This window comes from Vibrio ruber DSM 16370 (assembly GCF_900163965.1).
GTDB classification, from domain to species: Bacteria; Pseudomonadota; Gammaproteobacteria; order Enterobacterales; family Vibrionaceae; genus Vibrio; species Vibrio ruber.
In genome coordinates this window covers 13,972-27,343 of sequence record NZ_FULE01000005.1, presented here as the reverse complement: position 1 = coordinate 27,343, position 13,372 = coordinate 13,972, and the positions used below count along the sequence as shown (strand labels likewise).

General features: G+C 46.6%; 14 protein-coding genes and 1 other RNA gene. 9 read left to right on the top strand and 6 right to left on the bottom strand.

The window, feature by feature from the left end; genetic code table 11:
* The first annotated feature begins 64 nt into the window (after positions 1–64).
* Positions 65–271: a DUF1107 domain-containing protein gene (locus VR7878_RS00850; protein WP_077332521.1), complete on the top strand. Its 207-nt coding sequence runs from the start codon at positions 65–67 to the stop codon at positions 269–271.
* Positions 272–330: 59 nt separating this feature from the next.
* On the opposite strand, the gene VR7878_RS00845 is transcribed toward VR7878_RS00850, so the two are convergent.
* The 3 genes from VR7878_RS00845 to VR7878_RS00835 all read right to left on the bottom strand — a co-directional run bounded on the left by VR7878_RS00845 (position 331) and on the right by VR7878_RS00835 (position 3,385).
* Entirely contained in the window at positions 331–1,551 is a 1,221-nt protein-coding gene (locus VR7878_RS00845) for an FAD-dependent 2-octaprenylphenol hydroxylase (RefSeq protein ID WP_077332519.1), read from the bottom strand.
* 11 nt (positions 1,552–1,562) lie between these two features.
* Positions 1,563–2,741 carry a 2-octaprenyl-6-methoxyphenyl hydroxylase gene (gene ubiH / locus VR7878_RS00840; protein WP_077332517.1) on the bottom strand — a complete coding sequence of 393 codons (1,179 nt, stop codon included), beginning with the start codon at positions 2,739–2,741 and terminating at the stop codon, positions 1,563–1,565.
* A gap of 65 nt (positions 2,742–2,806) precedes the next feature.
* Complete coding sequence (locus VR7878_RS00835; protein ID WP_077332515.1) at positions 2,807–3,385, bottom strand: YecA/YgfB family protein; 579 nt, start codon at positions 3,383–3,385, stop codon at positions 2,807–2,809.
* 259 nt (positions 3,386–3,644) lie between these two features.
* Here VR7878_RS00835 and zapA point away from each other — a divergent pair, with 259 nt between their 5' ends.
* The 6 genes from zapA (at position 3,645) to serA (ending at position 7,170) form a co-directional block, all read left to right on the top strand.
* Positions 3,645–3,953, top strand: coding sequence for a cell division protein ZapA (gene zapA, locus VR7878_RS00830; protein WP_077332513.1), 309 nt, complete (start codon positions 3,645–3,647; stop codon positions 3,951–3,953).
* A gap of 15 nt (positions 3,954–3,968) precedes the next feature.
* A non-coding RNA gene (gene ssrS / locus VR7878_RS00825) (6S RNA) lies at positions 3,969–4,152 on the top strand.
* 16 nt (positions 4,153–4,168) lie between these two features.
* On the top strand, positions 4,169–4,762 hold the full coding sequence (locus VR7878_RS00820; RefSeq protein ID WP_077332659.1) for a 5-formyltetrahydrofolate cyclo-ligase: 594 nt from the start codon (positions 4,169–4,171) through the stop codon (positions 4,760–4,762).
* 272 nt (positions 4,763–5,034) lie between these two features.
* Positions 5,035–5,691, top strand: a complete 657-nt coding sequence (gene rpiA, locus VR7878_RS00815; RefSeq protein WP_077332511.1) for a ribose-5-phosphate isomerase RpiA — start codon at positions 5,035–5,037, stop codon at positions 5,689–5,691.
* A 35-nt stretch (positions 5,692–5,726) separates the two neighbouring features.
* The gene (locus VR7878_RS00810; RefSeq protein ID WP_077332509.1) at positions 5,727–5,975 is read left to right on the top strand and encodes a hypothetical protein; all 249 of its coding nucleotides are present in this window, start codon (positions 5,727–5,729) and stop codon (positions 5,973–5,975) included.
* Entirely contained in the window at positions 5,941–7,170 is a 1,230-nt protein-coding gene (gene serA / locus VR7878_RS00805) for a phosphoglycerate dehydrogenase (RefSeq protein WP_077332507.1), read from the top strand. The genes VR7878_RS00810 and serA overlap by 35 nt, the downstream gene beginning before the upstream one ends.
* A gap of 151 nt (positions 7,171–7,321) precedes the next feature.
* Here serA and VR7878_RS00800 read toward each other — a convergent pair whose 3' ends face one another.
* From VR7878_RS00800 to VR7878_RS00790, 3 genes are read right to left on the bottom strand one after another with little or no spacing between them, the layout of a single operon-like run.
* Complete coding sequence (locus VR7878_RS00800) at positions 7,322–8,641, bottom strand: TRAP transporter large permease (protein WP_077332505.1); 1,320 nt, start codon at positions 8,639–8,641, stop codon at positions 7,322–7,324.
* Positions 8,631–9,278, bottom strand: a complete 648-nt coding sequence (locus tag VR7878_RS00795) for a TRAP transporter small permease subunit (RefSeq protein ID WP_077332503.1) — start codon at positions 9,276–9,278, stop codon at positions 8,631–8,633. Before VR7878_RS00795 ends, VR7878_RS00800 begins: the two co-directional genes overlap by 11 nt.
* 55 nt (positions 9,279–9,333) lie before the next feature.
* Entirely contained in the window at positions 9,334–10,350 is a 1,017-nt protein-coding gene (locus VR7878_RS00790) for a TRAP transporter substrate-binding protein (protein ID WP_077332501.1), read from the bottom strand.
* A 219-nt stretch (positions 10,351–10,569) separates the two neighbouring features.
* On the opposite strand from VR7878_RS00790, the gene VR7878_RS00785 reads away from it, so the two are divergent.
* Positions 10,570–11,997, top strand: a complete 1,428-nt coding sequence (locus VR7878_RS00785) for an NAD-dependent succinate-semialdehyde dehydrogenase (RefSeq protein ID WP_077332657.1) — start codon at positions 10,570–10,572, stop codon at positions 11,995–11,997.
* Between the two features lie 44 nt (positions 11,998–12,041).
* Entirely contained in the window at positions 12,042–13,319 is a 1,278-nt protein-coding gene (gene gabT / locus VR7878_RS00780; protein ID WP_077332499.1) for a 4-aminobutyrate--2-oxoglutarate transaminase, read from the top strand.
* Positions 13,320–13,372 lie beyond the last annotated feature (53 nt).

Sequence of the window (13,372 nt, the reverse complement as noted above, 5' to 3'; positions counted from 1 at the left end):
AGGTTTGCTGGCTCTGAGCCATCAAGCTGATGAGCAACTCAGATATTCAGGAAAGGACGATAATATGAGACTGTTTAAGCGCTATACACCGAGTATGATTGCTAAACATATTAGTCGGCTATTTAAAGGCAGAATCTACATTGACGGTATCGGTAAATTTGAGTTCGATCAGGGGAAACTGATGCTTCCCGAACAAGCAGAACCACGCCATTATCGAACGGTCAAAGAAATTAATCAGGAAATTATGCGGCTCAAATACGTACACGCATAAGCAAAACAGAATCGGGCAACGAGATACGTTGCCCTTCAGTTCAGGACTCAGACAATAGGTCAATCGATACTCTGTGTTTTTGCGAGTTCCGGCAAATTCCCCCGAACACCCAAAGCCTGCATCATCATTTCATTTTTGACATTCGGCACTTGATTCAATACCGACATCCCCAGACCCCGGACTAATTTTTTCACCGGGAAATCACCGGAAAATAAGGTCTTAAATCCCTGCATTGCCGTAATCATCTTGGCCGCTTCGGCTTTTCTCCAGCGTTCATATTGGCGCAGGTTACGCTGGTACCCGATGTCTTTACCCTGCTGCCATAATGTCTTGAGTTCTTGTGCTAACGATGCGGCATCAAGCAGCCCAAGATTGACCCCCTGCCCTGCCAGTGGATGGATAGTATGGGCAGCATCGCCAGCGAGAGCGATACGCTCACAGACAAAATCCCGGGCATAACGCATTTTCAAAGGGAAGATAGCTCGCTCACTCACTAATTGGCATAAACCAAGATGTCGGTCAAATTCAGCACAAAGAGAACGGTTAAACTGTTCTGTCGGCATATTCAGCAACGTTTCTGCTCGCTGCGGTTCCGTAGACCAAACAATAGAACACATATGCGGGTCGGCCAGAGGCAAAAATGCCAGCGGCCCCTGAGGTGTAAAGATCTGTCGTGCAATTTGCCGATGAGGCTCTTCTGTCATCACCGTGGCAACCAAAGCTGTATGACCGTAATCCCAATGCGTCAACGGAATATCCTGCTGCTGACGAACCCAAGAGTTTGCACCATCAGCCCCTACAATCAGCTTGGCTGTCAAAGCACTGCCATTATCGAGTGTCAACCAGACTTCGCTTTCTCCGACCACCATACTCTGGCAATGGGCCGGCATAAAAAAGGTGACATTTTGCTGAGATTGCACCACATCCAAAGCGGCCAGTTGAACTACTCGGTTCTCAACAATATGCCCTAAATCGGGCTGAGACAGTTGCTGACAATCAAACTCAATCCGGGCAAAGCTGTCTTTTTCCCAAACATGCATTTCCCCATAGGGTGAAGCGCGGCGGCGGACAATGCCGTCCCAGATCCCGACATTCTTCAAGATATGTTCACTGGCCCGGCTTAATGCTGAAACGCGGATATCCGGAACATCCTCTAATGTTGATACCGGTTGATACCCTTCAATCACCGCAATTCTTAAATCTGTATTTTGCAATGCAGCGGCCAATGTCAACCCAACCATACCGCCACCGATAATGGCAATATCAAAACTTTGCATCATATAAAAACCTTCTAACGAGATACATGTCCCAGCGTCCGAGTCAACAACGGTTGTTTGAGCACGGGGAGATTATCAATAGCCATCAAGCCTAAATTTCTTCCCACAACCGCAGGGAACCACTCATTGGAAAAAATGTGAACCAAACCGGAAGTCATTGCCATGGTTTTTTGTCGATCAGGGGTTCGGCGATGTTGAAATGCAGACAATGCGGCATAACACCCGACATCATCCGGGTGTCGTCGCACTTCTTCAACCAATGTGGCGATATCCCGGATCCCCAAATTAAACCCCTGCCCTGCAATCGGATGGAGTGTTTGAGCGGCATTACCGATAATGGCAAAACGATGAGAAACCGCGCGAGAGCGATAAGTCAGTTTTAGCGGATAAGCCACCCGCGTACCGACACGATTCATTTTGCCCAACCGCCAACCAAATGTCTGCTGAAGCCGGGCTAAAAATGTCTCATCGTCTTGGTCTGTCATGTCCGCCAGAGAATCAGGCCTGACACACCACACCATTGACATCCGTTGACGCGTCATTGGTAACAATGCCAATGGCCCACACGACGTAAAACGTTCAAAAGCCTGCCCTTGATGGGGCTGACTCAATTCAACGTTAGCAATCACGGCAACTTGTTCAAAATCATGGATTTCAGGGTCGATCCCCAACTGGCGGCAACAAGTCGATGCATTACCATCTGCGGCAATTAAGAGCTTGCCATGAAGAATTGATTGTTCATCGAGTCTTACCCGCACTTCATCGGTCGTACGCTCAACACTGTGAATGGTTGCCGGACAAAACAGAGATATTGCAGGACGTTCTTGCAACAGACGATGATAAACCTGCCCCACATCGGCCAACTCAACCACATACCCCAGCGCTGACATCCCAAGGCGACCGGCTTCAAGATCAGTCATCCCGGCATGTCCACGGTCAGAGACATGAATCCGTGAGATCGGTGTGGCGTAAGGTTCAATAGCATCCCAAAGCTGGTATGCACGGAGTATTTGCACAGTCCCGTCAGAAAGAGCAATGGATCGCGCGTCAAATCCGGGATGTGCCTGAGCCGTAAAATCACATGACTCAACCACAGCGATCCGCAGTTTTCCACCAAAACTGGCATCTAATGCCAGCGCCAGTGTCGCTCCGGCCATTGCACCACCAGAGATAATGACATCAAACATTTTCATTCGACTGTTTTCCGTTGTTATATGTTTGCCGACCATGCACACGAGGCCTGCGCAATCAAACCAATTTAATGGATGGTGGGGCGCTTATTCTCGGTTTTAGTCTGAATACCACATTCAGCATGGAGCGCCAGAGCACAGGCTTTGACATGTTCGATCACCTGTTCCAGCAGTAGTGCCTGTTCCTTAAGATCATCATCTTCGTCGATCCCAAGCCGGGCAATCTCTTCCAGATCCTTCAAGGCTTCTTTGGCATCATTCGATAGCTTATTGACATTCTGATAGGCCAGCCCCAGTCCGGAGATAAAATGATTCACCCACTCAGATACGCCATCGGCTAATTCAAACAAACTATGTTCACCATCGTCCGGCGGCAGCAGCAGCCATAACTGAAAATGATTTTGTGTCAACTCTGCAGCGGTATGAGCCATTAGCTCACTCGCCAAACCCAATGCAGCCATCGGCCAGCCCATGCCATCATTGGTATAGTCAAATAATAACGGTTGCCAGCGCCCATCTTCCGGGCTCAAACCACCGGCTAGCATCCCAGTTAAAAAACCATGCAACTCGGCTGGTGTTACGGAAAGGGAAACAGACTTTAGCGTATCAGCAAAAGCCTCATACTTAGGAAACTTATTGTCACTCATAGGGCTGCCTAAAGAAAAATAAAACTAATCCTACCACCTCAGTCTCGTTGCTGAAATGTTCGAAACATCAAATCTGTTAAACTGTCCTGAACAATCGACCAGGTTTTGTCCGAATTGTCTAAGATCTGTGTTTTTAACCAATCATTGACCTTGATATCAAGGGAAAGACTTGAATCTTATCGACGCTTTTCCTATAGTTTCCGTCTTGATGATACCGTCAACGTATCATTCACAGTGGCATGTTGCGAGTTCATAAGTCATGAGTAATCAAGCGGTCGATGTTGAGATTTTAGGAAAGATCACACGAGTGAATTGCCCTCCGGGTCAGGAGGATTCGCTCATTCAGGCAGCAAAAGAGCTGGATGATCGTTTGAAAGAAATGGCGGAAAGAACTAAGGTGACTAATGAAGTGAAGTTACTCACGATTGCTGCTTTAAATATTTGTTATGAGTTACAAAGCAAGATAAAAGAGAATCAACAAACGACGGATCATCTCGCGACACGTATGGAGCAACTCTCCATATCGCTGGATAGTGTGATTCATCAAGTCGAGCAAGAAAAATCGTAACTCTACGCCGCAAAATTTACCCTGAAGTGTTCGTCAGCGGATTACGTCCCTGAGCCGATAAGCAATACATAAGGGTTGGTACTTGCTGGCTATTGAGCAAGCTCGGCACGCACCGAGAAGCCTACGGTCAACATTACTGATCCGCCTTGAACCAGCTGGTTCAAGGGTCAAACATCTGCAACGGCACTTTGGGGTTCCCTATGCACCAAGACAAAATGACACGCGCTGATTTTCGAAAACAGATCCGCACAAAAAGAAAACAACTCTCCGACGCGTTTCAACAATCTGCCAGTCAGCAGCTCATTCACCAGCTTTCCCGCTTACCCGAACTGGACGCCAGCCAGCACATCGCTGTTTATTTATCGGCTGACGGAGAGCTCTCCACCAGTGCAATGATTGAATGGCTCTGGCAGCAAGGCAAATCGATTTATCTCCCTGTCATTCATCCTTTTTCAGCCGGCCACCTGCTTTTTTTGCACTATACCCCCGATACCGAAATGGCTCCCAATCGCTACGGGATTGCCGAACCTCGCCTGAATAAACAACTGATTATTCCGACACGTCAGCTCGATCTCATTTTTACACCACTGGTTGGCTTTGATGCATCAGGACATCGTCTTGGCATGGGCGGCGGCTATTATGATCGAACACTGGTGCCTTGGTTTCACAACCGCAGTGGTGCCAAGCCTATCGGTTTAGCGCACTCATGTCAGTTTGTTGAACAACTACCGGTTGAATCCTGGGATGTCCCGCTGCCAAAGATAGTGACACCCGACAAAATCTGGAGCTGGGAACAATCGGACGCATAGCGCCAAAAACTGTGTGATGCAAGGGGTCATTTGCTTAGGATAGCTAAGCGGCATGCCCCGCGTCGCGATCAATACCCGTTCAGGTTGAACAAAATTCAACCACGAAAGATCAACAGCCCCTAGGTACAGGAAAAGATAGATTGACGCTGCAACTCCGGTGAAGATGAGTATATAATCCTCCGCTGCAATATCGATTACATATTCAGAGATTATTTACTTCAGATACGATTTACTTCAGACCGTATTCACGCGCAATCAGCAGGAGACAATACATGACCCAAGACGAAATGAAAAAAGAGGCGGGATGGGCTGCACTCAAATATGTCATCAAAGGTGGCATCATCGGGGTAGGCACCGGCTCAACCGTCAATCACTTTATCGATGCTTTAGGGTCAGTCAAAGATGAGATTAAAGGTGCTGTCTCCAGCTCAAAAGCATCAACGGAAAAACTTGAAGCATTAGGGATTCAAGTATTCGACTGTAATGATGTTGAAAAACTGGATGTCTATATTGATGGTGCTGATGAAATCAATCCAACGCGGGATATGATCAAAGGCGGAGGCGCGGCTCTCACGCGGGAAAAAATCGTTGCCGCGATCTCCGATACATTTGTATGTATTGTTGACGGAACCAAAACAGTTGATGTATTGGGTAAGTTTCCGCTGCCGATTGAAGTCATTCCAATGGCTCGGGAACAGGTTTCCCGGGAGCTGAAAAAACTGGGCGGAGACCCGGTGTATCGCGAAGGTGTACTGACCGACAATGGCAATATCATCCTTGACGTTCACAATATGCAGATAACGGATCCGAAAGCCTTAGAATCAACCCTCAACAACATCCCCGGTGTGGTCACCAATGGTTTGTTTGCACATCGAGGGGCAGATATTGTGATTATCGGGACACCCGAAGGTACCCAATTTATCGAGTAGATCATCAATATTATCAGTGCCAATATCAACAAATCATGAAAAACGGTGCATTGCGTACCGTTTTTTTATTAGCTATAGAAAAATTATTCCTTATGACGGAAATTTCTTACCATTTAAGGCTTTTTTTTGTTACTTTATGGCGAGAAGATGCACAAGGCAAACGTTTGCTTGTTAAAAAAATGCTAAATTCTCCGTTTTGGCCACTGTGCAGCTCATTTCTTTATCTTTCCATCGTTAAGGACAAAAATAATGGCCAAGGTTTCATTGGAAAAAAACAAAATTAAAATTTTACTTCTTGAAGGTGTTCATAACTCTGCGGTAGAAGTGCTTCAGGAAGCCGGCTATACCAATATCGAATATCACAAAGGCTCATTATCAGAAGCCGAATTATTAGAATCTATCCAGGATGCGCATTTTGTCGGTATTCGTTCCCGTACCAACCTGAATGAGAATGTCATTAATGCTGCAAAAAAACTAGTTGGTATTGGTTGTTTCTGTATCGGTACAAACCAAGTCGACCTAAGTGCTGCTGCCAAACTCGGGATTCCTGTATTCAATGCCCCATTCTCAAATACCCGCAGCGTTGCCGAATTAGTCATGGGCGAAATCTTACTGCTGTTACGGGGCATCCCAGAGAAAAATGCCTTAGCACACCGCGGTATCTGGAAAAAAAGTGCCGATCAAAGCTTCGAAGCGCGAGGTAAGAACCTCGGTATTATCGGTTATGGCCATATCGGTACTCAGCTAGGAATTATTGCTGAAAACTTAGGGATGAGAGTTTATTACTACGATATTGAGAATAAACTTTCACTTGGCAATGCCATCCAAGTTTCTTCTCTGGCAGAACTGCTGGGTAAATGTGATGTTATCTCACTTCACGTGCCTGAAACACCAGACACCAAAAATATGATTTCCAGTAAAGAATTTTCTCAAATGAGACCAAATTCTATCTTTATCAACGCTTCCCGCGGCACAGTTGTCGATATCGACGCTTTATGTGCTGCATTAGAATCAGGACAGGTTAACGGTGCTGCAATTGATGTGTTCCCTGTTGAACCGAAAACCAATGCTGACCCGTTCGAGTCACAGCTGCTTCAGTACGATAACGTCATTCTGACACCCCATGTCGGAGGCTCAACGCAAGAAGCACAAGAAAATATCGGCAGCGAAGTGGCTGGCAAAATCGTCAAATATTCTGACAATGGTTCAACGGTTTCCAGTGTCAATTTACCCGAAGTATCGCTCCCCGAACTCAGAGAGTGTTCTCGTCTGCTGCATATTCACCAAAACCGTCCGGGTATTCTGAATCAAATCAACACGATTTTTGCTCAGGATGGCATCAACATTGCCGCACAGTATCTACAAACATCTGCTGATGTCGGTTATGTTGTCATTGATGTTGAGACCGCCCGCTCTGAAGAAGCACTACAAAAACTGAAGAAAATCGAAGGCACAATCCGCGCCCGAATTCTTCATTAATCTCAGATTAATTTTCAAGACCAAAGCCCTTGTTTCAAAGCAAGGGCTTTGCTTTATCTGCCGTCATGCATTCCATCGCACCGATATAAAAAAAACCTGCCTGATGGCAGGTTTTTCTTCATCGATGAGCATCGATAGAAACAGACTGATATTAATGAATCACCAGATTGGGTAACCAAGTCACCAGATCAGGAAAAACCATACAGATAACCAGCACAATAAACTGCACCGTAATAAACGGTAATACCGATTTATACAGATCCATCATGGTCACCCCTTTCGGCGCAATCCCCTTCAGATAGAACAGCGCAAAACCATAAGGCGGAGTCTGAACAGCAATCACAATATTCAGAATCATCAGCACGCCGAACCAAATCGGATCATAGCCAAGTGATACAGCAACCGGGGTAAAGATCGGAGCACACATCAGCACAATGATGAATTCATCGATGATGAACCCCAATAGCAACATGATCAGCTGGAACATAATGATGATCATGATCGGTGGTAAGTCCAACCCTTGGGTAAACCCGGACACCATGCCCTGAATTCCCATCAATAAATGGAAATTACTGAAAACCGATGCACCGAGAATAATCCACATTGCCACGCTCACCAGCATTGCAGTCTGCATCCCCGAGCGTCTTAACATCTCCGGTTTAAAGCGCTTAAACAGAATCGATAAGAGGATGGCGCCCATCACGCCTAAAGCACCGGACTCGGTCGGTGTCGCGATCCCGGCAATAATACTACCAAGAACCACCACGATCAGGGCGAGTGACGACGCACCATCGCGGATCGTCTTAAATAACTCATACCCTTTTGGGACCTGAATATCGTTATCAGAATCAAGCGGTGCCCGTTCCGGATGCAATTTACAGGAGATAATTACGTAAGTAATCAACAGGACGATGGTGATCAGCGCCGGGATCATCGCTCCCAAGAACATTTTGCCCACTGAGTTTTGGGTTGCAGAAGCGAACATAATCATGGGGATACTCGGTGGAATCAAAATCCCCAGAGAGCCACCAGCCATAATGACCCCAAGTGCCAGCTTTTTATCATAACCACGCTCAAGCATCGGTTTGAGAGCAATACTACTGGAAGTCATGATACCGGCACCGATAATACCGACCATGGCACCAATCATCGAGCAAACCCCAATCACACTAATCGCCAAAGAACCGCGCAACCGGCCGATCACCAATTGACTGGCATTAAACATGGCATCCCCAATCCCGGAGCGGGTCAGGATCTGTCCCATATAAATATAAAGTGGGATCGCTAATAAGATAAAATTAAAAAATGTGCTCTCAACGGTCGTCGGCACAATATTAAACAATGCCTCTCCCCAGACCAAATAGCCGACGCCCATGGCAATACCACCCAATGCCAGTCCTACTTGTGCACCTAACACAAAAGCGGTCAGGATACAGGCCAGTAAAACAAGGGTTAACATCTCAATGCCCATTTGAATTCTCCTTGTCAAAACCCGACTGCTCTGCCTGATGATGCTCATCACGGAACGGCTCATCATCCAAACTGACATGGAAAGGCTGATCATCTAAGCTAACATGGGAATGTACAGTTCCGCTCAGTTCACGTCCTGTCACGAGGAAAAACAGATTGCTGATCAATTCAGTTGAATATTGTGCAACAAAAATACTCGCAGAGACGGTAATCATCAGCCAGAAATGGTGCATCGGCGGGGCCCATTCACTCTGGGTTTTATAATTATATTCAAGACTCTCCAGAAACATGCCGTAGCAAGTTTTGATCATGACCACTAAAAATCCGATTGCCAGAACCGCAGTAATCAGGTCAAAAATCCGACGTGTTTTTTCCGAGACTTTACCGTGGACGATATCAACATTGATATGCGCTTCACGCTGCTGTGCGTATGCTCCGCCTAAGGCGGCAATATACCCGAACAGGAAAAGTGAAGTGTCATATCCCCAGATTGTTGGTTTATCAATGACATAACGTGCAAAGACTTCGTAGGCAACAATACTGGCTAATACAGGAAGCAGATAGGAAACCGAACGCCCGATTAGGCCAACAACATATCTGACTAACTGGCAATATCCTCTTAAAATTGGTTCAACCATATAAACTCCCAAACCAATCAAGGTGAATCATCAGACTCACCTTGATTATTCCTTGTTACTGCTTGTTCAGGATTTCAACAAGCTGTTTTGAATAAGGGTCGGCACTGGCATATTCCTGCGCAAGTGACATTCCCGCAGCTTTCCAGGCTTCTTTATCTGCTTCAGACGGCTCAGGACTCCATTTCAGCCCTTTTGCTTCCATCTCAGCCACAGCCTGAGATTCCCACAATTTCGATTTCGTCAGCTGCTCAATAGCATGTTCAGCTGTCGCACCTTTGACAATGGCTTGCAGATCTTTCGGCAGTTTATTCCATGCTTTTTGGTTAACAATAATCGGCAGCACCTGAGCACCGGCAATCGGCAGCGGGTACATGTACTTGGCAACTTCCACATGGTTACCATCGCGGTGGTCAATCATATTGGAACCGATAGAACCATCGATGACCCCCGTTGCCAGTGAGGTATAAATTTCACTCCAAGACAGAGAAACCGGTGCAGCCCCGAGGTTACGCAGGAACTTACCATAAGCGCCCGGAGCTCGGATTTTCATGCCTTTAAAGTCGGCAATCGAGTTGATCGGTTGTTTGGTAATGATATAAACCGGGGGCTGAATATAAGGTTCCAGCCAGACAATTCCTTGAGATGCATAAGCTTTTTTCAGGACATCACCCCAACCCCGCTCATGAAATAATGTCATCAGTTCACTGGCATCTGACGTTCCGCCGGGTAAACCGACCTCAACCACCCCAGCCGGAAACTCACCCGCGTGCATGGGTTGGAAAGGTGCGCCCATTGTAATCAGACCGGAACGGACAGCCCCTAAGATACCACTGGTACCGACGCCTTCACCGGAGTACAGAACTTGCACAGCAATACGACCATTCGACATGGTTTCGATATTTTTAGCCAAATCTTCATAAACGGTACCAAACGCGGTACCGCGGCCATATAGATTTGCAAAACGCCAGTTATATTCAGCGGCAAAACTGACCGTAGAACTCGCAAGTGCGCTGACACCCAGCGTGACTGCCAATAATGTCTTCGCCAGCTTCTTTCCCTTTAACCCAAACATAGAAATTCCTCTTCCTGTGTCGTTACTTGTTTGTTACTGATTTGTTTCACAGGTTAATATGAAGAAAGCAAAACCAAAGCAATAGAACCAGAAAGACAATTTGTATGGTACCAGCCAGCGACTGATTGCTGGTACCACATAATTGAGCTAACTGGTACTTCGGGTGGTGTCATTTTTAGATCTACCATTCTTCTTACAGCTAACAAAAGAGACACAATGATGGACAAAATTGTTAACAAAAACTTACTCAAAGCAACGTGTCCTTTCAGTGAAGATGCGATTGCAGTTATCAACCCGGCAACCGATGAAACGCTGACTTACATCCCTTCGGTTCAGACAACGGATATCCTCACTTTGATTGAGAAATCAAAGCTGGCTCAACAAGCATGGCAACAACGTTCTGCCGCAGAACGATCTGCTATTTTAAAGCGCTGGTATGATCTGGTGGTTGAAAACAGTGATGATCTGGCTCGAATTATGACGCTCGAACAAGGGAAGCCCTTGGCAGAAGCCAAAGGTGAAGTCATGTATGGAGCATCGTTCATTCAGTGGTTTGCCGAAGAAGGAAAACGGACTTACGGTGATACCATTCCTGCACCTGCGTCGAACAAACGTTTGATGACCATTAAACAGCCGGTTGGTGTTGCTGCTGCGATCACGCCTTGGAACTTCCCCATCGCAATGATCACCCGTAAAGCAGCCCCTGCTCTGGCGGCAGGATGTAGTTTTATTGTTAAACCCGCCAACCAAACCCCACTGTCTGCCTATGCGATTGCAGAATTAGCATATGAAGCAGGATTGCCAAAAGAGCTTCTCATCGTGGTCAATAACCACTCTTCAGTGGCCGTCGGTGATATTTTCTGTAGTCACGATGATATCAAAAAGTTGTCTTTCACCGGATCAACTCAGGTCGGAAGCCACCTCATCAAGCAGTGTGCAGAAACGATCAAGCGCACCTCAATGGAATTAGGCGGCAATGCGCCATTCATCGTCTTTGATGACGCTGATATCGATGAAGCCGTCAAAGGCGCGATTGCCTCAAAATTCCGGAATGCCGGACAAACCTGTGTCTGTGCAAACCGCTTCTATGTTCAGGACAGCGTTTACGATCAATTCGTTGAAAAATTTGCCGCGGCCGTTGCAGATTTGAAAGTCGGTAATGGCGTAGAACCCGGCGTAGTGATTGGCCCGCTGATCGATATGAAAGCGAAAAATAGCGTGTTGGGTTACATCAATACGGCCGTCGAACAAGGGGCAAAAATTGCATTTGGTGGCCGCTCTCTGGAAGGTCTGTTTGTTGAACCCACCATTCTGACCGAAGTCACTCAGAAGATGGAGATCGTGCAAACCGAGTTATTCGGTCCGGTTGCTCCGATAGTCCGCTTTAGCGACGATGATGAACTGGTTGAGAAAGCCAACGATACCATTTACGGACTCGCCAGTTACTTCTACACCAGTACGCTGAATCGCGCCTTTCGGATTGCCGAGCAGCTTGAATACGGCATGGTTGGAATTAATGAAGGCATTATCTCCACTGAAGTCGCACCATTCGGTGGTGTAAAACAATCCGGATTTGGCCGGGAAGGAGCCAAACAAGGGATTGATGAATATCTCAATGTCAAATATCTCTGCTTTGGTGGCTTCTGATAGCTCCCAATAACGACGGTTTCAATGTGAAGGAATAAAAACTCATGACGAATATGGAATGGCAAGCCCGTAAAGAAAAAGTAGTCGCTAAAGGAATGGCGAATCTGGCACCGATTTACGCGGCGAGTGCTAAAAATGCGATCATCACGGATATCGACGGTAAAACGTATATCGACTTTGCCGCCGGGATTGCCGTCAATAATACCGGACACTCTCACCCACAGATTATTGAAGCGGTGAAAAAGCAGCTGGATAATTTCAGCCACACCTGTTCAATGGTCACGCCTTACACCAGCTTTGTTGAACTGGCTGAAAAGATCGTGGCAAAAACACCGGGGAATTTTGAGAAAAAAGCGGCATTTGTAACCACTGGCGCTGAAGCGGTTGAGAATGCGGTAAAAATTGCGCGGGCACATACCGGCCGTTCTGGCATTATTGCCTTTAAAGGCGGCTTTCACGGTCGGACAAACATGTGTATGGGTCTCACTGGAAAAGTTGCGCCTTATAAAGCTGGTTTCGGGCCGTTTCCAAATGAAATCTATCATCTGCCATTCCCGAATAAATATCATGGGGTAAGTGAAGCACAAAGCCTGAATGCCTTGGACGATTTATTCGCATGTGATATCGAGCCAAGTCGTATCGCAGCGATCATTTTCGAACCGATTCAGGGAGAAGGTGGCTTCTATCAGGCACCCGCATCATGGGCACAAAAAATCCGCGAAATATGTGATAAACACGGTATTGTGCTGATCTGCGATGAAATTCAGACCGGTTTTGCCCGTACCGGCAAAATGTTTGCCACAGAATACCTCGGTATTGAAGCTGATCTGATCACTATGGCCAAAGGGATTGCAGGTGGATTCCCGCTCTCCGGTGTAGTCGGTAAGGCAGAGATTATGGATGCTGCCAATCCCGGTGGCGTTGGCGGAACTTATGCCGGCTCACCACTCGCTTGTGTCGCGGCATTAGAAGTGCTCGATATCATTGAGAAAGAAAATCTCTGTGAAAGAGCGCAACATATTGGCTTGCAATTTAAGGAACAATTGACTGAATTGCAAAAAGAAATCCCCCAGATTGGTGATATCCGCCAAGTGGGAGCCATGATTGCAATCGAGCTCAATAATCCTGAAAATGGTGCGCCACTTGCTGATTTGACCAAACAGCTCGTAGTAAAAAGTAACCATGCCGGAGTGATTCTGTTATCTTGTGGTGTAAAGGGAAATGTGATTCGCTTCCTGCCACCATTGACCATCGAACCAGAACTGATTGTCAAAGGGCTTGAAATCATCAAAGCAGAATTACAAGCGTTGCTCGCTCACTAAATATATCCAGCGAAGATACGATCACCGTTCATATTCGTATCTTCGCTGCTTAA

Excerpts from the sequence above, each read along its gene's own strand:
- VR7878_RS00850 (WP_077332521.1), top strand. The coding sequence starts at position 65 with ATGAGACTGTTTAAGCGCTATACACCGAGTATGATTGCTAAACATATT.
- VR7878_RS00845 (WP_077332519.1), bottom strand. The coding sequence starts at position 1,551 with ATGATGCAAAGTTTTGATATTGCCATTATCGGTGGCGGTATGGTTGGG.
- ubiH (WP_077332517.1), bottom strand. The coding sequence starts at position 2,741 with ATGAAAATGTTTGATGTCATTATCTCTGGTGGTGCAATGGCCGGAGCG.
- VR7878_RS00835 (WP_077332515.1), bottom strand. The coding sequence starts at position 3,385 with ATGAGTGACAATAAGTTTCCTAAGTATGAGGCTTTTGCTGATACGCTA.
- zapA (WP_077332513.1), top strand. The coding sequence starts at position 3,645 with ATGAGTAATCAAGCGGTCGATGTTGAGATTTTAGGAAAGATCACACGA.
- VR7878_RS00820 (WP_077332659.1), top strand. The coding sequence starts at position 4,169 with ATGACACGCGCTGATTTTCGAAAACAGATCCGCACAAAAAGAAAACAA.
- rpiA (WP_077332511.1), top strand. The coding sequence starts at position 5,035 with ATGACCCAAGACGAAATGAAAAAAGAGGCGGGATGGGCTGCACTCAAA.
- VR7878_RS00810 (WP_077332509.1), top strand. The coding sequence starts at position 5,727 with ATGAAAAACGGTGCATTGCGTACCGTTTTTTTATTAGCTATAGAAAAA.
- serA (WP_077332507.1), top strand. The coding sequence starts at position 5,941 with ATGGCCAAGGTTTCATTGGAAAAAAACAAAATTAAAATTTTACTTCTT.
- VR7878_RS00800 (WP_077332505.1), bottom strand. The coding sequence starts at position 8,641 with ATGGGCATTGAGATGTTAACCCTTGTTTTACTGGCCTGTATCCTGACC.
- VR7878_RS00795 (WP_077332503.1), bottom strand. The coding sequence starts at position 9,278 with ATGGTTGAACCAATTTTAAGAGGATATTGCCAGTTAGTCAGATATGTT.
- VR7878_RS00790 (WP_077332501.1), bottom strand. The coding sequence starts at position 10,350 with ATGTTTGGGTTAAAGGGAAAGAAGCTGGCGAAGACATTATTGGCAGTC.
- VR7878_RS00785 (WP_077332657.1), top strand. The coding sequence starts at position 10,570 with ATGGACAAAATTGTTAACAAAAACTTACTCAAAGCAACGTGTCCTTTC.
- gabT (WP_077332499.1), top strand. The coding sequence starts at position 12,042 with ATGACGAATATGGAATGGCAAGCCCGTAAAGAAAAAGTAGTCGCTAAA.